Source organism: Pseudanabaena sp. PCC 9330 (assembly GCF_055795045.1).
The window spans coordinates 1-19486 of sequence record NZ_JAYFES010000070.1; the positions used below are offsets into that span (position 1 = coordinate 1).

At 53.3% G+C, this 19486-nt stretch carries 14 protein-coding genes; 11 read left to right on the plus strand and 3 right to left on the minus strand.

All coding sequences use genetic code 11. The annotated features are described in order from the left end of the window. Window positions 1-178: 178 nt before the first annotated feature. Window positions 179-451 carry an acylphosphatase gene (locus AC0QKW_RS04765; protein ID WP_473149912.1) on the plus strand — a complete coding sequence of 91 codons (273 nt, stop codon included), beginning with the start codon at window positions 179-181 and terminating at the stop codon, window positions 449-451. A 187-nt stretch (window positions 452-638) separates the two neighbouring features. On the opposite strand, the gene AC0QKW_RS04770 is transcribed toward AC0QKW_RS04765, so the two are convergent. Beyond that, the gene (locus AC0QKW_RS04770; protein ID WP_473149913.1) at window positions 639-4082 is read right to left on the minus strand and encodes a toll/interleukin-1 receptor domain-containing protein; all 3444 of its coding nucleotides are present in this window, start codon (window positions 4080-4082) and stop codon (window positions 639-641) included. A 384-nt stretch (window positions 4083-4466) separates the two neighbouring features. Next, on the minus strand, window positions 4467-5477 hold the full coding sequence (gene trpS / locus AC0QKW_RS04775) for a tryptophan--tRNA ligase (protein WP_473149914.1): 1011 nt from the start codon (window positions 5475-5477) through the stop codon (window positions 4467-4469). Between the two features lie 198 nt (window positions 5478-5675). Here trpS and AC0QKW_RS04780 point away from each other — a divergent pair, with 198 nt between their 5' ends. The 5 genes from AC0QKW_RS04780 to AC0QKW_RS04800 all read left to right on the plus strand — a co-directional run bounded on the left by AC0QKW_RS04780 (window position 5676) and on the right by AC0QKW_RS04800 (window position 9469). Beyond that, window positions 5676-5972, plus strand: a complete 297-nt coding sequence (locus AC0QKW_RS04780) for a hypothetical protein (protein ID WP_473149915.1) — start codon at window positions 5676-5678, stop codon at window positions 5970-5972. 52 nt (window positions 5973-6024) lie between these two features. Next, window positions 6025-6987 carry a YihY/virulence factor BrkB family protein gene (locus AC0QKW_RS04785; protein WP_473149916.1) on the plus strand — a complete coding sequence of 321 codons (963 nt, stop codon included), beginning with the start codon at window positions 6025-6027 and terminating at the stop codon, window positions 6985-6987. 116 nt (window positions 6988-7103) lie between these two features. Beyond that, window positions 7104-7658, plus strand: coding sequence for a DUF3124 domain-containing protein (locus AC0QKW_RS04790; protein ID WP_473149917.1), 555 nt, complete (start codon window positions 7104-7106; stop codon window positions 7656-7658). Window positions 7659-7702: 44 nt separating this feature from the next. After that, on the plus strand, window positions 7703-8761 hold the full coding sequence (gene ltaE / locus AC0QKW_RS04795) for a low-specificity L-threonine aldolase (protein ID WP_473149918.1): 1059 nt from the start codon (window positions 7703-7705) through the stop codon (window positions 8759-8761). An 87-nt stretch (window positions 8762-8848) separates the two neighbouring features. Then, the gene (locus tag AC0QKW_RS04800; protein ID WP_473149919.1) at window positions 8849-9469 is read left to right on the plus strand and encodes a precorrin-8X methylmutase; all 621 of its coding nucleotides are present in this window, start codon (window positions 8849-8851) and stop codon (window positions 9467-9469) included. A 44-nt stretch (window positions 9470-9513) separates the two neighbouring features. Here AC0QKW_RS04800 and AC0QKW_RS04805 read toward each other — a convergent pair whose 3' ends face one another. Further along, window positions 9514-10656 (minus strand): polysaccharide biosynthesis/export family protein, encoded by a 1143-nt coding sequence (locus AC0QKW_RS04805; protein ID WP_473149920.1) that lies wholly within the window; start codon window positions 10654-10656, stop codon window positions 9514-9516. Window positions 10657-11523: 867 nt separating this feature from the next. Here AC0QKW_RS04805 and AC0QKW_RS04810 point away from each other — a divergent pair. The 5 genes from AC0QKW_RS04810 (at window position 11524) to rfbB (ending at window position 19486) form a co-directional block, all read left to right on the plus strand. Continuing rightward, window positions 11524-12657: a glycosyltransferase gene (locus AC0QKW_RS04810; RefSeq protein WP_473149921.1), complete on the plus strand. Its 1134-nt coding sequence runs from the start codon at window positions 11524-11526 to the stop codon at window positions 12655-12657. Window positions 12658-12659: 2 nt separating this feature from the next. Further along, window positions 12660-14873 (plus strand): GumC family protein, encoded by a 2214-nt coding sequence (locus tag AC0QKW_RS04815; RefSeq protein ID WP_473149922.1) that lies wholly within the window; start codon window positions 12660-12662, stop codon window positions 14871-14873. Between the two features lie 79 nt (window positions 14874-14952). After that, complete coding sequence (hepC, locus tag AC0QKW_RS04820; protein ID WP_473149923.1) at window positions 14953-15876, plus strand: heterocyst development glycosyltransferase HepC; 924 nt, start codon at window positions 14953-14955, stop codon at window positions 15874-15876. A 640-nt stretch (window positions 15877-16516) separates the two neighbouring features. Continuing rightward, window positions 16517-18352 carry a heterocyst formation ABC transporter subunit HepA gene (hepA, locus tag AC0QKW_RS04825; protein ID WP_473149924.1) on the plus strand — a complete coding sequence of 612 codons (1836 nt, stop codon included), beginning with the start codon at window positions 16517-16519 and terminating at the stop codon, window positions 18350-18352. Window positions 18353-18409: 57 nt separating this feature from the next. Then, the gene (rfbB, locus tag AC0QKW_RS04830) at window positions 18410-19486 is read left to right on the plus strand and encodes a dTDP-glucose 4,6-dehydratase (RefSeq protein WP_473149925.1); all 1077 of its coding nucleotides are present in this window, start codon (window positions 18410-18412) and stop codon (window positions 19484-19486) included.

Below are 19486 nucleotides of genomic sequence, written 5' to 3' on the forward strand. Positions count from 1 at the left end.
AAAATCGTTAGGACATGACCGATACCCCTGAAGCGATGGCTATACGCCATTGCGCCGCCCCAGTTCTCAACCGAAGCCGAGGCGTATGTCCTAAGCGAAATGGCCATCGCTATATATTCTTTTCTGGAAATCACCTTAGGCTGGATGAATGACGCGATCAACCAACGACCAGAGGCTAATGGAACAAATTCGAGCGGTAGTTTGTGGGGTGGTGCAGGGGGTTGGGTTTCGCTATCACACCTGCCAGATCGCCCAACAGCTGGGGGTAAAGGGTTTTGTACGCAACCAGCCAGATGGCACTGTTGAAATTGTGGCTGTGGGCACCAGTGACCAGCTGAAAGCTTTGCTGCAATGGGCTAATCAGGGGCCAGCGGGTGCCCGAGTCGACCAGGTAAAGGTTGAACCCCATAGCGGGTCAGCTCATTTTGATGGGTTCACTATTGAGCGATAACAGCCCTGGTTTAACAGGAAGAAGTTTAGGCAAGGGGGGTGGGGTCGAGGGGGGCCAACAAATTCGAGCGGTAGTTTATGTGGTTGTGCAGGGGGTTGGGTTTCGCTATCACACCCGCCAGATCGCCCAATGCAGTGTCTGGCGATTTTTGATCGGGACTATGGGCAAAATTCCTAGCACAGAATTGTTATTCCAGATACACTAAAGCTCGAAATCGTTCGTCATCCCGCATACAGTCAAAATCTGGGTTGTACTTAGCTTCCCTTCGACTAAGACGAGGTGCAAGCTCAATCGATTTTTGCAGGTTACTAATTGCTTGTTCAAACTCACCTCGCAGTGCGTAATAGCAGGCTTTGGCATAGTAGCCGCCCTCATGCTTAGGGTCTTGCTGAATTGCTTGGTCACAGTCAGCAAGGGCTTCGGCATAGCGCCCTGCCCTCGCCAGAACAATGCCGCGATTCGCTTTACATAGAGATTCTTCAGGATTTAAATGGATTACTTGGTCAATCGCAGCGATCGCTTTATCAAACTCTTTCAAGAAGCTCAGTGTTAATGCTTGAGAATTCAGTGCATTGGAATCTTCAGGAGTAATTTCAAGCGCTCGATCGCAAGCCGCAAGCGCTTCACTATACCGCTTCAGCATTTGTAAGGCAACCCCACAACTACTCCACGCATCAACAGATTTAGGATCGAGGTCAAGTGCTTTTTGAAAGCTTTCCAATGCTTCCTCATAGCGCTCTAGACGAAAGAGTACAGTGCCTCGAATTATCGACGCATCAACAGATTCATGGCCGAGGTCAAGTGCTTTTTGAAAGCTTTCCAATGCTTCCTCATAGCGCTCTAGACGAAAGAGTACAGCACCTCGCTTTATCCACGAATCAACAGACTTAGGGTTGAGGTCAAGTGCTTTTTGAAAACTATCTAGTGCTTCCTCATGACGCTCTAGATTGCCGAGTACAGCACCTTTATTTATCCAAATATTAACAGATTTAGGGTCGAATTCAAGTGCTTTTTGGAAACTTTTCAGTGCTTCTTCATAACGCTCTAGATTGCTAAGTGCAACACCATTTTCAAAAAAAGCCTGTGGATTATTTTCCCATAACTCTAGGGCTGTCTCACAACAATTCAGTGCATCTTGATAGCGTTCTACACCGTTCAGTAAATTACCAAGATTTAAAGAAAGACTGTGCAGTAGTTTTGAACGGCATTGAGTCGTTAGCTGTTCAGCCTGGCTTTTTGCTTGCAAAAGTGAATCAATTTTTTCCCTGGATCGATTACATCGTAGAGAATTATAGATCAGTCCTATACATTTGCCAAAGCCATCTGGCACATTACCTATCTGCTCCAGCAAAACTTGCAAAGCATCCTCAATATCCTGCGAACGTGCTTCAATTGCCTCTTCTGATAAATCATCCTCACCTTCAAACTTAAGCTTGTAGCTTTTTGGAGGTTGATCTAGGAAAAACCAGCCGAATCCGAGCGCGATCGCAGCATCCTTGAAAAATTTATCTGTTGTATTAGGGAGTAGATTTTGGCTTTCTCCACTCATTTCTGCATAAATAAAAGTAAAGGGTGCCATAAATATGTCCGGCTCACGCAGATACGCTGCGATCAAAACCTGCTCAACATATAGGTGAAGTCCTTTTCTGCCTTTACCAAACAGACTGTAATAAAGAAACTCAGCGATTAGCCTCCGCCACTCCTCATCTTCATATGAATCGGGTAAAGGAATATGAGGCTCAACCAGATCATCTGCTTGCTGCTTGAAGTAATCCGCGAGGAGTGCATTGGTTTTACGAAACTGATTTTGGTCGTCCTGAAAATAGGACTGCCGAAAGACATCTCGCGCCACATCATCTAAACGATAATGTTCTTTGCTAAATTCAACGAAATCTGAGCGTTTCAACCACTCAAAATAATCTTCTGGGGTGTCATTCGCCTGCTGTAAGCCGGGAATGTTGCACTCCAGCAAATGCCGTATCATTGCCAGATCAAACCAGCGGCAACACGCCACGACCTGCAAAATCTTGCGCTGCTGGGAATCGGTGCCCTGCAAAAGGAGTTCAGCGATCGCCTGATTCCCTTTAGAAAAGTCAGGTTCTTTACCGTCCTCTCGTTGTTTCCTTACCCAGTCCAGATAATAGGGTAATCCCTGGGTTGCTTTGTATATCTTGGCGCGTGTTCCCCCATTTTGGATGCCAATTTGCTTGAGGTAGTTTTCTGTATCGTTTTTGCTGAACCGTTGGAGTTGTGTTATGTGAAGTAACGTCCGATCCTGGTTGAGCTTGCGCCAACCTTCATCGGCTTGCAGCGATCGCCGCCCTACCACCACCAGTCGTACTGGAGAAGAAGCGAGCGGCGTATCTTCCACCAAATACTGCCATAGCCATTGATTTAAGTACGCCTGCGCTTTTTCATAGGTATCTAAAATCAGCACAAGCGATTGCGCTCTATGTTGTGCAACTTGCATTAAGCTCTCAGCAAATGCCTGCGTCAGCTGAGAAACAGGTTCCAGCATGAGTGCCTGTAGCTCAGGCTGGTCTTTGGTTGCAGGGTGATTCCGCACTCGCTGCTGAATCCATTCTTTCAAGCCTTCGGCATCCTCACTGACTGCCCCTGAAGGCGCAAATTCAGCTCCATAAAATTTTGGGTGATTTGAAGTCGATGCAAAGCTGGCTGTCCCTAACCAGATAAATCGTTCAAACCAGCTAGTGATCTTCCTCGCGTCTTCACTACTGGTTTCTTTACCATCTACTGAACGATGACTCAATTCAAAAAGAGTGTTCTCAAAAAGTTGCTCTCGTTGAGTAAACGCACCGGTGTTCGTTTCGGTACCCAAAAGATCCCTCGCCTGCTGATGAATCTTCCGCATGAGCTTTAGCGGTGTTTCGATATCAGGCGTTTTTGCAAAACAAACCTCCAGAAAATCAACGTTGCCTGTATGAGCTTCTCGCAATCGACCCAGCAAGGTCGTTTTACCCACTCCGCCAATGCCGCAAATATTAAATAGTAAGGTTTGTCCGTCAGGTTGTTGTAGTACGCTCTCAAAGCGGTCTAAGAGCCTTTTCGCCTCATCCCGCTCGATATAACGCTCATCTGGAACACGCGATCGCATCGGAGACTGACGCGTTAATTCCCTAGATTGAGCAGCTTGCCTTACCTCTTTTTCCTGCTGAATCTCATTGACGACTGAACGGATACCCCTTGCAACTTCGACATAGGCTTCATCCCGATTGTCCCATTTAGTAATTGGTTTGCTAGGTTCTGGCAATCCTTGTAAAGTTTGTAGCGGTGTTCCTTCCAGAGCCTCCAGATCGAGCGGTCTGAGAAAAATAGGAATGATGCGAACTTCTCCAGCATCATGACGTTTTCTCGCCTGCTCCAGTTCGGTGCAGTAGCAAAAATCTGAATCGACAAAGCTGGGGCTGACCAGCAGCAAAACAATATCTGCCGAGTTCAGTTGACTGTCAAGCTCCTTACGCCAATCTGTACCGGGGTCAATCTTGCGATCGTGCCACGTTTCAATCTTATTTTGACGTTCTAGCGGCTTTAAGTGTTTTGCCAACTCATCACGTAAACTTTCATCTTCGTGAGAGTAGGAAAAAAATACCTTGACTTTGACATCAGTCATCTAGCAATCAACCCAGAACCTTTGACACCGTAGCCTCTATTTTGAATCATTTTATTCTCAGGCATCACCTTAGCTTTACAGTGCCCATGCCTAGAAGCGAATGCTCCTAAGGACTCCAAGGCACTGGTCTGCTAACAGGAGATAGATGGCTAAAAGCCTCTCTAGGCAAGCACTTTTAGGATTCTAGGGGTAATTGCCTCAAACTACTGTGCATAGGGGTTTCAGAGCTTTATCATCGATTAAGAGACCAGTGCCTCCGTTGCTGCCACGGCATCTTGCCCGGCGATCGCCACCTGAATATCAGCCATAGGAGATATGCCAAAGTTTGGTCAATTCTAACAAGCGGATTAGCGACAGTCATCAGGTGAAGGGCGATCGCGCCCCCTACAGCGGTTTCGAGTAGCCCAGGGCATCCTTCACCCGTGCCAGCGTGGCATTGGCCACTTCCCCGGCCCGCTCGCGCCCCGTTCTCAAAATGCTCTCTAGATAGGTGCGATCGCCCATCAGCTCATCAAACCTTGTCTGAATGGGGGCCAGGTGGGCCACCGCCGTATCGGCCAGCAGGGGCTTAAACTGACCCCAGCCCATCTCTTTGCACTCTGCCGCCACCGCTTCTTTAGTTTGCCCCGACAGCAGCATATACAGAGTCAGCAGATTGTGGCACTCGGGTCGGGCCGGGTCGTCAAACCACAGGCCCCGCTCGGGGTCGGTCTTGGCCCGCTTGATCTTTTTGACGATCGCATCGGGGGTATCGGTCAGATCAATCCGGCTTTGCTCCGACGGGTCAGACTTCGACATTTTTTTGGTGCCATCGGTGAGGCTCATCACCCTGGCCCCCTCAGCGCGAATCATCGGCTCCGGCACCTTGAGCACCGGCTGTTCTTCGCTGCCATACTGAAAGTTGAGCCGAGCCGCAATGTCGCGGGTCAGCTCTAGGTGCTGCTTTTGGTCTTCGCCCACGGGCACCAGGTCAGGCTCGTAGAGCAAAATATCGGCGGCTTGCAGCACCGGATAGTCGAGCAGGCCAATGCTGACATTCTCTCCCTGCTTGACCGCCTTCTCTTTAAATTGAATCATCCGCTCTAGCCAGTTGAGCGGAGTGATGCAGTTAAACAACCAGGCCAGCTCGCTGTGGGCGCTCAGGTGAGACTGCACAAAGATGGTCGCCTTGTCGGGGTCGATGCCGCAGGCCAGGTAGGTGGCCGCCACTTTGTAGGTGTCTTCTGCCAGGCGAGTCGGGTCGTGGGGCACCGTGATGGCGTGCAGATCGGCCATAAACAGGTAGGCGTCGTAGGCCTCTTGCAGGTCAACCCAGTTGCGAATGGCCCCCAGATAGTTGCCCAGGTGCAGGTTGCCCGTCGGCTGAATGCCCGAAAGAATGCGCTGTTTGGCCATGGTTTAGTAAATAGGGAGGCAGCTAAAAGGGGTGATGGCTAGGCCAGATCTGGTAAAGCCCCTTAAGAATCTACCCTAATCTCTGCCCGCCGCCGCCTGCAAAAATCAGCCATCAGCAGGATATCCTTGTCGGCAGGGGCTAAATTGTTTAGATTTGTAACAGTTAATCATAACGTTGTTTCTCCCAGGCAAGTTGCCATGAGCCAGCCCACCGATCTGTCGAGCCGTTTGCAAGCTGCCATCAGCCTGGGTCGGCAGGTGCAGCAGCACCCCGAAGCCCACCAGGCGTTTCAGGGGGTGCTGGGGGAGATCAAAGCCGAAAGCCCGATCGCGGCTGACCTGCTAGAGCAGCTTTGGGGAGAGTACATCGGCACCCAGCGCTCGTCGCAGTTTTGGGAGCAGCTGTCTGAGGTAGAAAAAAATCTGTCCAGTCGCCTCAGCGAGAGCCACATTCAGCTCAAGCAAAACTATCTGCGGCTGATGCAAGAACAGTAGGCTGGGTCGGGGTCGGCGATAATAGCTTCGGCTTCTCTGACCCCGCTTACCCATGCTGAACTACGTGCGATCGCGCCTGTTGCCCTACCTGCGTACTACAATCTTTCCCTCCAAGCCAGCTCAGCTGTTGGTGCAAACCTGGCTCAAGTGGGATCGTGACAACGTTCCCGGTATGGCGGCAGCGCTGTCGTACTACGCTTTGTTTTCACTGTTTCCGCTGCTGCTGGTGGTGCTCAGCGTGGTGGGGGCGCTGGTCGGCCCCGACAGCGACGCTTTTGCCTCCATTCAGGAGGTGATCGTGCGCTATCTGCCGTCAGAGGCCCACGATCTGATCCGCGAGACCATGATTTCGCTCAATGAAAATAGCGTGGGGGCAGGGCTGATCGGCTTTGGCATTTTGCTGTTTGCCGCCAGCACTATTTTTGCCATTTTGAAGCGATCGGTGAATAAAATCTGGGAGTCGCCCAGCCGGGTGAGCGAGGCCGGGTCGCCCACTCGCATGGTGCTGTTTTTTGTCGTCAACAAGCTGTCGGCCTTTTTGCTGGTGCTCGCCACCGCCCTGCTGCTGCTGGCCTCGCTGCTGTCAAATATTGTGATTAAGATCATCCTCCGCTTGGTTAACACCTTTCAGGAGACCTTTGCCTTTGTCGATATCGATGCCGATGCGCTGAGCCAGGGCCTCCAGGCGGGCTGGTCATTTGTGGCTCTGGGCCTGGCGATCGCCGGGCTGTTTCGCATTCTCCCGTCGATTCAGCTCTCGTGGCGCGACATTTGGCCCGGTGCCCTGCTCACCACCCTACTGCTGGCGGGGCTGCAATGGCTGGTGAGCAACAGCGTGATTAGCCTCGGCAGTCGCTTTGTCTCCTACGGCGTCATCGGCAGCGTGATGATCTTGATGCTGTGGATTTTTCTCGCCTGTCAGATTTTCTTCGCGGGCTGTGAGTTTTCCTTTGTCTATGCCCATATGTTTGGCACCAAGCGCCGCGCCGCCCGCTTTGGCGAGATGGGACAATAAACTGTCGTCAGCGAGGTATTTTCTAGGTCAGAAATCACCTAAGCTGATGCGTTACCCTGGCGCGATCGCGCAGCTTGCGAATAATTAGAGCTTCATACTGAGTTCTATGGCAACCTATGGCAAATCTTCAAGGCGTGCTGATCAGTCTATGGCTAGGGGCTTTGTCAGCTTGTGCGGCGCAGTCTCCGGCCAACAGCCCGGCCTCTAATCTGTCGGCTCAGCAGCGGTTTGGCGATCGCCCCGGCATTACCGTTCTCGCCGCTGTCCCCGATGCCCCAGTGCAGGGGCAAACCCTGTACGTGCCGGTCTATTCTGAAGTGTTTGACTCTGAGTCAAACCGCGCCTTTCAGCTGGCGGCCACCCTCAGCCTGCGCAACACCGACCGCACCCAGCCCATCGTCATCGACACCATTGACTACTACAACTCGGGCGGCGATCGCATCGTCGCCTACCTCGACCAGCCGATTCAGCTGGGGCCGCTGGCCTCGACCGAGGTTGTGGTCAATCGCGGCAACATTGCTGGCGGCTCGGGGGCAAATTTTATTGTCGAGTGGCAGGCGGCTACCTCGGTCAGCGAGCCTATCATTGAAGCCGTGATGATCAGCACCGCCTCTCAGCAGGGCGTGTCGTTTGTCACCACGGGCCGAGCCATCGAAACCCTGCGCCCCTAGCTCTCACCCCGCTGCATCCTTTACTCTCCTTTTCTCCCACCGCCATGGCCACCATTCACCCCTCCATCGACTTTCGCTCTGACACGGTGACCTGGCCGACCCCTGCCATGGTTGAGGCCATGGCCCAGGCGGAGCTGGGCGACGATGTCTACGGCGAAGACCCCACCGTCAACGAGCTCGAAGCCCTCGCCGCCAGTCTTTTGGGTAAGGAGGCGGGCCTCTTTGTCACCAGCGGCACCCAGGGCAATCTGATTGCCGCCCTCACCCACGCCCAGCGCGGAGACGAGGCCATTCTCGGCGAAGACGCCCACACCTTTTGCTGGGAGGCCGGGGGCATTGCCGTGCTGGGCGGCATTACCCCCCGCCCGCTGCCCACCGACAGCCGGGGCCGCATGCATCTCGACCAGATTGAGGGGGCGATTCGCAGCGACAACCCCCACCTGCCCAAGAGCCGCCTGATTTTGCTAGAAAATAGCTCTGGCGGCAACCATGGCGCGGCGATCGAGCCGGAGTATTTTGAATCGGTGAAGGCGATCGCCCAAACCCACGATCTCAACGTTCACCTCGATGGGGCGCGGCTATTCAACGCGGCCACAGCCTTAGATCTAGACCCCACCGCCATTACCACCCACGTCGATTCGGTGAGCGTGTGTCTCAGCAAGGGCCTGTGCGCCCCAGTGGGCTCAATGCTGGTGGGCAGCGAAGCCTTCATTCACCAAGCGCGTCGTTACCGCAAGCTGCTGGGGGGCGGCATGCGCCAGGCGGGCGGGCTAGCCGCCGCTGGCATTCTTGCCCTCAAGACTATGACCCAGCGGCTACAAACCGACCACGACAATGCCCAGGCCTTGGCCCAGGGGCTAGCGACGATTCCCGGCGTCGAAATTGACCCGGCCGTGGTCGAAACCAACATGGTATTTTTTGCGCTGGCGGCAGAGGTCGCCATCTCCCCAGAGCAGTTGATCAAAACCCTGCGGGTAGACCACGGGTTGTATATTGGCGGCTACGGCAATCGCACCCTGCGAGCGGTGACCCACTACTGGATCGAGCCATCCCAAGTAGAGCGGTTGGTAGCCGCCATTCGCGCCATCGTGGCAGGGCGGTAGAGGGCGGTCTACCCCTCCACCCATTGCACTACATCCCACAGCTGGATACACTTAGCCCATTCAACTGACCCCAATTTTTCTAATGTTATGGAATGGCACGTGACCGACGCCCAGAGCCTGCGAGTCATTGACTCTGAAATCGGCGACCACAGCTTTTCGCCTTCGGAATATGAGATTGTGCGCCGGGTCATCTACGCCACCGCCGATTTTGACTTTAAAGACTGCATTCACTTCTCCGATCAGGCGCTACAGTCGGGGGCCGCAGCCCTGGCCGCTCGCACTACCATCATTGTCGATGTGCCCATGGTGCAGGTGGGCATTACTCCAGTCATTCAAAACACCTTTGCCAACCCCGTCTACTGCAGCATGGATGCCCTGACGCGGCCCCAGAAGGGCAAAAGCCAAGCCACCTGGGGCATTGAGACCCTGGCCCAGCGATACCCCGAGGGTATTTTTGTGATTGGGGCCTCGGAGGCTGCCCTGACTGCCCTGGTCGATCTGATCGATGCTGAGAAGGTGCGTCCGGCCCTGGTGGTCGCTACGCCAGCGGGGTTTATCAACACCGCCGTGGTCAAAGAGCGTCTGCAAGACACCCTGGTGCCCAACGTGCGCATCAATGGTCGCAAGGGCAGTGCCGTGGTGGCGGCGGCGATTGTCAATGGGCTGGCTGACCTGGCTTGGCAGGCCTACGGCAAAGAGAGCCCCTGACCACAGCGTGCCCGCCGTACCGAGCGATAAACGATCGGGCTAGCTTATTCAAACAGCCGTCTGAAGCCAAAAATGCTGTTGATAATGCTGGTAAATGGGTTGAGTAAGGTGCTGGTGGTGTCGCCGAAGACGGTCAGCCCTGAGCGGTCAACGACAATCACGTCGCGATCGCTCAAAATCGGGTTACTGGCTGAGCCAACATCTTGGGCAAAGTCGACCGTAATCTGCTGCTTGATGGCGGTGCCGTCGGGGGCCAGGCGAATCAGATCGACGGTGTTGATATTGGCCCGGCGACGGTCAAAGCCGCCAGCATTGAGCAGTACCTCGTTGAGGGAGGTGTTGAGGGCCACCTGGAGGGGGCCAGGACGGGCGACCTCTCCGGCGACAAAGACATTGATCGAGTCAGGGGCAAAGTTGGCGGCGGCTAGGTCGTTGGCCTCTTGGGGCGTCATCGCCGTTGCCGTGGGGATAAAGATTTCATCGCCCCCTTGCAGCACGATGTCTTTGCTTAGATCGCCTGACTGAATTAGCTCCCACAGGTTGTAGCGGATGGTCTGCACCTGGTTATAGCCCGTCGGGCGGCGTAGGGCCACCTCGCCAATATTGGCCCGAGCGGTAATGCCCCCCGCCTGAGAGATCGCCTCGGTCAAGGTGGGAAAGCGAGCATCAAAGGCGTTGGGGTTGTTGGTGTCGCTTGCCTGTTGCACCGTATAGGAGCCGGGTCGGTTGACTTCGCCGGAAATGGCAATGCGCACCGGGCGCAGGTTAACCGGCGACACCGAAACGATGGGCTGGCGCAAAAACACGCCGTAGCGAGTGGCGATCGCCGCCTCGGTCTCGCGCAGGGTCAACCCCTGCACTAGCACTGCCCCCACCCTGGGCAGATTGATCGCGCCATCTTGCAGCACGATCGCCTCAGTGCTGTACTCTTCGGCACCAAAGACCTCGATGGCAATTACGTCGCCCGTGCCCAGGCGATAGGTGGCGTCTAGGCTTTGGGGAACAGCCGATCGCAGCGGCAAACCCATGGTGGTACTAGGGGTCGCCGGGGCAGTCTGCGTGACCTGCTGCATCGATTGCGCTTGGGCCGGTGGGGCAGCAGATGGGGCGATCGCCCCCAAACCCACCACCAACCCTAGCCCCACAGACCTGAGCCAGTAGCGCTGTACGCCCAACGTAGAAATCATAAAACCAACCATAAATGAGCGACTTGCTGTGCTATCTCTCGGCCCTTTGCCTGGGTCTTGCCTTTACTAACGAAGGCCAAACGCTGGCATCCGGACTGTTTGCCTGCACCCCAGGAGTCAAGGCCCTGGCTGATTGACACAACGCCGAAAAGTCTTGATCTCTCGTAGGTTGGGTGGCGCGATCGCAGAACCCAACCAGCCCGAAATTCTCGGCGGGTGTTGGGTTCCGCTTTGCTGCACCCAACCTACTTTGGAGATGTGTCAGGCACTCAGACCAAGACCTGGGTCATCGGCAACCCAAACTAGAAGGGGTACCCCTTGCAAGAACTAATCAGGCCGAGATAAGTTCCTCAGGAGCTTTTCGGTAGCTTGCATCAAAACTTTAAGAACCTGTAAATGTCGTCCTTAAATTCACGGATAAAAGCGGCTGGTTTCCGGGCTAACTCTACGATGTCACTACAAGAAGGTGTGCCTCACTCTGCTGTTTTAGCGTCTACCCTCAGTCATCTACTGCATCCACCCCCGTCACCCTATCGTCAAAAATTGGTCAAACATCAGCAGCCGACTGCATCTACAAGTGGCCATTTAACTGCCTGAGACAACTGGCGTTTAGGCGGCTACCACCGCCATATTTTTCGCTGCTGGGAACTTTCTACTAACCTCGGCGGTCTTTAGGGTTCAGGTCACACGCCTGTCGCTACTAAAGTTCTCAACTCAGCGTTAGACCGCTGCATTTTTCACTAAGTCACTAACCATTCGCGTTGCGATCGCCCCCTGGCCGTCGCGCTGCGTTGTCCCTCCAGGTCAATTGGTGCTCTACCCACACGTGCCTTAAGCCCCAACACCTGCCTAGGAGAAAGCGCTGCGATGAAAATTGCGCTAGTCCATGACTACCTCACCCAGCGGGGTGGGGCAGAACGAGTGTTTGAATTGCTCTGCAGACGGTTTCCCGATGCCGATATTTTTACGTCGCTCTACGACCCCGAGCGCACCATCGATCTGCGCGATCGCATTGTCAATACCACCGCCCTCCAGGCCATCCCTGGCGCGTCCCGGCACTTTCGCATGTTTGCGCCGCTCTATTTCCCGGCCTTTCGGCTGCTAGAGCTAGACGAGTACGACCTGGTATTTAGCAGCACCACCAGCTTTGCCAAGGCGGTGCGCACCCGCGAAGATGCTCTGCACATCTGCTTTTGCCACAACATCACCCGCTTTTTGTGGGATACCCAAACCTACCTGCGGGGTTACAAGGAATATCAAATGCTCTCGCCTCTGCTAGAGCCGATCTTTCACCAGATGCGGCGACTCGACCTGCACTATGCCAGCGAACCCGATATGTATGTGGCCAACTCCAGCACCGTGGCCGAGCGCATCCAGCGCATCTACGATCGCCCCGCTTCCTTCATCAACTACCCCATCGACGGTAGCCAATTTAAATTTTCTGACAAGAAAGAAAACTTCTACCTCGTTTCTTGCCGGTTACTCAGCTACAAGCGCGTAGACATAATCGTCGAAGCCTTTAACTGGCTAGGTTGGCCCCTGGTGATCATGGGCGACGGCCCCGAACGAGAACGATTGGAGGAACTGGCCTTGGACAACATCACCTTTATTGGCCATGTCAGCGATGAAGAGCGTACAAGCCTGTTTTCCCAGGCCCGCATGGTGATTGTCGCCGCCCTCGAAGACTACGGTCTGGTGCCCATTGAGGCCAACTTTAGCGGCACTCCGGTGGTGTCGTTTGGGGCGGGGGGGGTGCTCGACACTCAGATTCCGGGTGTTACCGGCGTTTTCTTTGAGCGCCAGACCCCCGACGCGGTGCAGGCCGCCCTGCTCAAAGCCCAAGACTATGCGTGGGACTACCACCGCATTCATCAGCATGCGATCGACAACTTCACCCAGACGGCTTTTTTTCGCAAGCTAGACGAGTTTCTGAACGTCACAGTTGGAGCACCCATGGCCGCTGCACTCGGCCTCCGTTGTGAACCCGTACCTCAGAGATAATCATGGTATCGACATCTACCCTAACGACCACGACCGACCAAGAGTTTGGCTACGGCCAGCTGTTTCAAATTTTGCTGCGCCGCTGGCCCTGGTTTGTGGGCGCACTAGGCCTGTCTATGGCCGGTGCCGTCTACGTCAACCTGCAGCAGCAACCCGAATACCAAAGCAACATGCAGCTTTTGGTAGAGCCTAATTTTAGAACCGACTGGCGCGTGCCAGACTTTTCGGCATCAGAGCGACCGCCTGGAGCCAACGATGGTGACTTTGCCACCCAACTCGCTCTCATGCGCAGCGACCAGTTTTTGGCAGAAGCCTCTAATCGCTTAAAAGACAGCTACCCAGAGTTAACCCCGGCGGCTATTAAAGCTAGTTTTTCCATCAATCGTTTGGCTGAAGATGATATCAACACCCGCATCTTTCAGGCCACCTTTGTGTCTGATAACCCTCTCAAAACCCAGCGCTTGCTCGAAACCCTGCAAGATATCTACACCGAATACAACGTCTTACAGCAGCAAAGCCGTCTCCAGCGAGGGTTAGAGCATATCGACGATCAACTGACAAACACCCAGCAAAACCTGCGTGAATCGCAGAGTGCTCTGGAGCAGTTTCGTCGGGGTGAAGACCTGATTGACCCTGGCCTGCAGGGACAGGTCGTGCTCGACCAGTTAAATCAATTAAGCAGTGAAAAACAACAGCTGCTGAAGGATCTGTCTGAGCTTGAAAGCCGCTATGCCGCCTTAGACAGCCAGCTACAGATTAGCCCCCAAAACCGCCTGGTAGCCTCTCGCCTAAGTGAGTCACAACGAGTTCAGGGTCTGGTAACCACAATGCAGCAAACAGGTCTGGCCCTAGCCGAGCGGCGGATTCTATTTACTGACCAAGACCCCACGGTGCAGGTATTGGCAGCGCAGCAGCAAAATGAGCTGGATCTGCTGCGCCGCGAAGTGGCCTCGGTGCTGCGTCAGCCGGTCAATGAACTGAGCCCTGAGATCGTCTCTTATATTCAGCTGAGCAATATCGATCGCACCCTGGTGGCGCAGCTAGTGGAGTTAGATGCCTCGCTGGCGGGGTTAGAGGCCAAGGCTGCCAGCCTAGAGGCAATTGAACAGGAACTTCAGAGCGAGCTAAGTCGATTCCCTGGCTTAATTGCTGAGTACGATCGCCTTCAGCCCGGTATAGAAATTGACCGCGCCACCCTAGAGCGCCTGCTGACCCAGCGAGAGCAGCTCGTTTCTGAACTAGCTAGGGGCGGATTTACCTGGGAGGTGGTGCAAGCCCCTGGTCAGGGCTACCAAACTGGCCCCAACCCAACTCAAAATCTACTGCTGGGAGCAGTGGCAGGTATCTTTTTGGGCGGCCTGCTGGTGTTTGTGCGAGAAGCCACCGACAATGTGCTGCACACCTCTGACGACCTGAAGCGCCAGGTGCCCCTGCCGCTGCTGGGCATCTTACCCCAGCAGAGCACTGGGCGCTTTAACCTGAGTGCGGCCCGGCGCGACGGCGCGATGGCCCCGATGCTGCACCCTGAGCTGGCCGAGTCGGCGCTGATTCAAACGGTGTCTAGCCCCGCCTTTCGCGAAGCCATGGATATGATCAGCAATAACCTACAGCTGCGGTCTACCGGGCCGGGCAGTAAAGTGTTTGCCATTACCTCTGGGCTGTCGGGCGAGGGCAAAACCACTGCGGCCTTGGGGTTGGCGCTAAGTCTGACCCGTATGAACCAGCGGGTGCTGCTCATTGATGCCGACCTAAGGCGATCGGGTTTGCAAGCAGAGCTGGGTCTAGACAGCGAAGGCGGTCTATCAGCCCTGCTGAAAGGGTTACCTGTGGCTAGTCGGCCCCACCGGCTCGATCTGGGCTATACCCATCTAGATGTGCTGCCTGCTGGCCCGGTGCCCGATGACCCCATACCGCTGCTAAGCTCGCCTCGGTTTAGCAAGCTGATTGCTAAAAGTCGGGAGATTTACGACGTAATTTTGGTGGATACGCCGCCAGTGCTGGGTATGGCGGACGCGGTCAAGGTGGGCTCTGTATGTGACGGCACGGTGGTGGTCACCCGGCTCGATCGCATTACCCAAAAAGAGCTGACCGAGATGCTGTCGCTGCTGGCCCCGATCAAGGTGCTGGGCATGATTGCTAACGGTGCTAAAGATAGCCCCACCCGCTACGGGAACTACCCCACACCGGCCTATGCCCCAAGCCCCATTCGGGCCTAGGGCTTGGAGTACAGAGGCTTGGAGCCTGACTAATTTACCGTCTAATTGGTAAGTTCTCACACCCCCTTGGAAACTGATTATGACTATTACTAACAACCAAACTCTAGCTAGCACGAAGGTGGCGATCGCCCCAGTTGTTCCCCCCTTGATTAACCCTGATCTGCCCTGCGTGCTGCGCTGGCGGCAGAGCCAGCTATGGGTCAGCTCTGTGGTGCGCGGGCGCGACATGCCGCTGCCAGCCCTGGCTAGCCCCGAGTGGTTTAAAGCCTGTCTGGGCAAGTCTAAAGCTAGGGTGGTGTGCATTGACCCGGCCCTGGGCACTGAGGTGATTAGCTGTTGGGCCAGAGCCTGCGAAGAGGCTGACAAGTCGCTGTATTTGCGCATTCCGGCTAGCCCTCACTCGCCGGCTAAGCAAAAGCCGCTGGCCTGGGCGGTCAAGCGAGGGTGCGATCGCATTGCTGCCCTACTACTACTGTTAGCCCTAAGCCCCATCATGGTGCTAATTGCCGGGTTGATCAAACTACAAGACTGTGGCCCTATTTTGGTGACCCAGTGGCGGGTGGGTGAGCGGGGGCGACTGTTTCAGATGTTTAACTTTCGCACTACTGTTGCCGACAGGCAAGCACCGCTACCCCAGTCAGGCATCAAAGCTCCAGATAGTAGGCCGGTGCTAACGGCGCTAGGTAAGGTGCTAAAGCAAAGCCACTTAGATAAGCTGCCCTTACTGGTCAACGTACTGCGGGGGGAGCTGAGTTTGGTGGGGCCTCACCCCTGGGCTATTTACGAAACTCTACTGCTACCCCAAAAAATGCGCACGCGGCTGCACACGCTGCCAGGCATTACAGGTACGCTGCAAAATTTTGCTCACTTTCCTATAGCTAACCCCAGGCTGGTGCAGCGGGTTACGCTGCAAGATTTGCACTATCTGGGGCATTGGTCACTGTGGAAAGATTTACAACAGCTGACGACTGCCACCCTAAGAATGTTAGATCACACCCTGTAGGCAGAATGTCATTAGGTGTGAAAGCAAGCGTAGTCACTCTGGTCATTATAGGAAAAGGGCTTGTGAAACTTGCATAATTAATGTGCCAAATCCCCTCCTGGGGGGCTCCGCCCCCTCAGCCCTCCTCGCCTGAATATAGGCGAGGAGGAGGCCAAATAAGGCTTTCTTTCCAGCGCTCCTGCTGTCAAGGCGAGAGCAGGGGTAGAAGAATGAGGAATACAAACCCGAGTCCCACAGCCCCGATTCAAAACCAATACCTCGTAGGGAGCATTGCACTGCAATGCTCCTACAAACCGGGGGTATACAGATAGGGTTTGGTATAAAAAGCCTAGTCAGCAAGGGTTTCAGGATTTATATATATACAGCGATCTGGGAGGGGCAAGGGTTGGCTAGCCTACCCTGCGAGATCCACCCATTCCTCCGAAGACGAGATGGCAAATATCGGTTTATTTAGACTTTATTTAGACAATGTTCACAAGCCCTTTATTCTCAAGATTACCCTTGAGTGAGGTGTACCTTACAAATTTTGAAGCCTCGATTAAAATCTCAAAAAACAGACTACTCTAATTGATTTTTGTTCTGATTCAATCTATCCTTTGCGAATATTAAAATTAGCAGATACCATCAGAGGAGTTGCATTTTGTCCATCAAAAACTGGCTACGCAGAATCTTTAAAGCCACCCATTTCTGGAAAGATAATGCTCTGATTTTGCGAGAGCTAAAATTTTTTCCACAGGTTGTGGCTTTAGCAATTATCTTTCCGCTGGTAGCGGCATTGTTTGAGGGGTTTGGCATTGGCTTTTTGCTGGGCTTTATGCAAAATCTGGTAAACCCAGGGGGAGAGCCCTTTCAAACCGGTGTTGAGTGGTTTGATGTAGTTGTACTTGGTGTGCAAGAGCCAGAACTAACCCGGCTGTACCGCATTTCAGGTCTCATTTTGCTCTCAACGTGGGTGCGGGCCGTATTTAACTATCTAGCAGCCATCTACCAGAGGAAGGCTGAAGTAAGCTTAGTAACATGTCTATATAAACGGATTTTTGAGCAGCTTCAGGCTCTCAGTCTTAAGTATTTTAGCCAAGCCAAAACAGGCGAAATTATTAATACCCTAACGTCGGAAGTTGGTCAACTACAAGTGGCTGTAGGTACCTTCGGATTTATTTTCTCTAAAGGCTCGGTTGTTTTAATCTACGCTGGGGTCGCCCTATGGCTTTCTTGGCCGCTGACGGTGATGGCTATACTGCTGTTTAGTTTAACCATTGCGGGCCTCTCAACTTTAAATAAGCGCATTCGTGAGGCGAGTTTTCCAGTATCGCGAGCACGAGGGCGGCTGACGTCGAGGGCTAATGAGTTTGTCAGCGGCATTCGCACGGTGCAGGCGTTTGCGGCCCAAGACTTTGAGCGACAGCGGTTTTACCTGGCCAGCGATGACTATGCCGATACGGCCATTGCGGTAGCCAAGCGCAATGCCGCTGTCAGGCCCCTGGCAGAGGCGCTTGGCTCTACCATTTTAGTTGGCATGATTATTGTGGGAATGGCGGTATTTGTGGCCAATGGCACCTTAGAGGTAGCTGCGCTGCTGACTTACCTATTTGTGCTGTTTCGCATGGTGCCTGCCATTCAAGAGCTGAATGGGTGTGCAGCTACCCTGAGCGCTATTCAAGGATCTATTCAAAATATTCAAACGCTGGTGCGTACAGACGATAAGCCCTATTTGCCCAATGGGCGTAGGCCATTTAATGGGTTACAGCAGGCGATTGAGTTTAGGGCCGTTGACTTTGACTACGACCCAGCTACGCCAATTTTGCGAGATATAACTCTAGCGATTGAGAAGGGCACCACAGTGGCTCTGGTAGGCGCATCTGGGGCAGGTAAAAGTACGCTAGCAGACTTGATTGCTCGGTTTTATGACCCCACCCAGGGTGACATTTTATTTGATGGGGTTAGTTTGCGGGAGTATGACATTGCTGCGGTGCGGCGACGTATGGCAATTGTCAGCCAAGACACGTTTATTTTTAACGCTTCGGTGCGCGACAACATTGCCTACGGGTTGCCAGAGGCGACGGATGATGAGGTGTGGCGAGCAGCAGATCTGGCTAATGCAAAAGACTTTATCAAAGAGATGCCGGAGGGATTTGACACAGTTTTAGGAGACCGGGGTGTAAGGCTCTCGGGTGGGCAGCGACAGCGCATTGCCATTGCTAGAGCACTGCTAAGAAACCCTGAGATTTTGATCTTAGATGAGGCAACTTCTGCTCTTGACTCGGTGTCTGAAAAGCTGATTCAGGAGTCGTTAGAGAAGCTAGCAGTGGGCAAAACAGTCATTGCGATCGCTCATCGACTATCAACGATTGCGAATGCTGACAAGGTGATTGTGATGGATCAAGGTCAAATTCTAGAGCAGGGCACCTATCAGCAACTGTTGTCACAACATGGAAAGCTTTGGAAATACCACCAAATGCAAAATAGCGTGAGTTAGAAGCTAGGATTTACTCTAGAAATTGAACGGTACTACTCAAATATTTAGGTGGTTAATATGTCAACATATCTAGTTACAGGCGGGACAGGGTTTATTGGCTCAAATTTTATTATCAAAGCGCGGCAGCGAGGGTGGGCTAATATTATCAATCTAGATAAACTCACCTATGCCAGCCATCCCCAAACCTTAGCTCTGCTTTCAAATGACTCTGGCTATCAGTTTGTGAAGGGAGATATTGGTGATAATGATGTTGTCAGTAAAGTGTTGGAACAATATCAGCCCGATGCAGTCTTAAACTTTGCAGCCGAGAGTCATGTTGATCGATCGATTTTAAGCCCAGGTGATTTTGTTCAAACAAACTTGGTTGGTACTTTTAATCTTTTAGAAACGAGTAGAGCCTACTGGGAGGAGCTTTCTTCAGACAAAAAAAAACTGTTCCGCTTTTTGCATGTTTCAACCGATGAGGTATATGGGTCGCTGGGGCCAACTGATTCAGCTTTTCGAGAAGATACGCCCTATGCACCTAATAGCCCCTACGCTGCTTCTAAAGCTGGTTCTGATCATTTAGTTCGGGCTTATCATCACACCTATGGTTTGCCCACACTGACGACCAACTGTTCTAATAACTATGGGCCTCGGCAATTTCCTGAGAAACTAATTCCTCTAGTTATTTTAAATGCCTTGGAGGGTAAATCCCTACCTATCTATGGCGATGGGCAAAATGTGCGAGATTGGCTCTATGTAGAAGACCACTGCGATGCCATATATCAAGTATTGTTGCAGAGTCGCATTGGTGAAACCTACAACGTCGGTGGCCGTAATGAGCTGACTAATTTGATCGTTGTCGAACAGATTTGTACAATTTTAGATGACCTTGCACCCAAGCCTGCTATCAAGCATTCATCGCTGATCACGTTTGTAAAAGATCGCCTTGGGCACGATCGCCGCTATGCCATTGATTGCAGCAAAATCGAGAGAGACTTGGGCTGGCAGCCCCAAGAAACTTTTGAAAGCGGGCTGCTCAAAACGGTGCAGTGGTACCTATCAAACTCTGACTGGGTTGAGCAGGTTCGTTCAGGCACATACCAAACATGGATTAAGCAAAACTACAGCGATCGCCCAGTTACAGTCTGA

What these genes read in the sequence shown, in the direction of transcription:
- AC0QKW_RS04765 (WP_473149912.1), top strand. Translation starts at nt 179, where the DNA reads ATGGAACAAATTCGAGCGGTAGTTTGTGGGGTGGTGCAGGGGGTTGGG.
- AC0QKW_RS04770 (WP_473149913.1), bottom strand. Translation starts at nt 4,082, where the DNA reads ATGACTGATGTCAAAGTCAAGGTATTTTTTTCCTACTCTCACGAAGAT.
- trpS (WP_473149914.1), bottom strand. Translation starts at nt 5,477, where the DNA reads ATGGCCAAACAGCGCATTCTTTCGGGCATTCAGCCGACGGGCAACCTG.
- AC0QKW_RS04780 (WP_473149915.1), top strand. Translation starts at nt 5,676, where the DNA reads ATGAGCCAGCCCACCGATCTGTCGAGCCGTTTGCAAGCTGCCATCAGC.
- AC0QKW_RS04785 (WP_473149916.1), top strand. Translation starts at nt 6,025, where the DNA reads ATGCTGAACTACGTGCGATCGCGCCTGTTGCCCTACCTGCGTACTACA.
- AC0QKW_RS04790 (WP_473149917.1), top strand. Translation starts at nt 7,104, where the DNA reads ATGGCAAATCTTCAAGGCGTGCTGATCAGTCTATGGCTAGGGGCTTTG.
- ltaE (WP_473149918.1), top strand. Translation starts at nt 7,703, where the DNA reads ATGGCCACCATTCACCCCTCCATCGACTTTCGCTCTGACACGGTGACC.
- AC0QKW_RS04800 (WP_473149919.1), top strand. Translation starts at nt 8,849, where the DNA reads ATGGAATGGCACGTGACCGACGCCCAGAGCCTGCGAGTCATTGACTCT.
- AC0QKW_RS04805 (WP_473149920.1), bottom strand. Translation starts at nt 10,656, where the DNA reads ATGATTTCTACGTTGGGCGTACAGCGCTACTGGCTCAGGTCTGTGGGG.
- AC0QKW_RS04810 (WP_473149921.1), top strand. Translation starts at nt 11,524, where the DNA reads ATGAAAATTGCGCTAGTCCATGACTACCTCACCCAGCGGGGTGGGGCA.
- AC0QKW_RS04815 (WP_473149922.1), top strand. Translation starts at nt 12,660, where the DNA reads ATGGTATCGACATCTACCCTAACGACCACGACCGACCAAGAGTTTGGC.
- hepC (WP_473149923.1), top strand. Translation starts at nt 14,953, where the DNA reads ATGACTATTACTAACAACCAAACTCTAGCTAGCACGAAGGTGGCGATC.
- rfbB (WP_473149925.1), top strand. Translation starts at nt 18,410, where the DNA reads ATGTCAACATATCTAGTTACAGGCGGGACAGGGTTTATTGGCTCAAAT.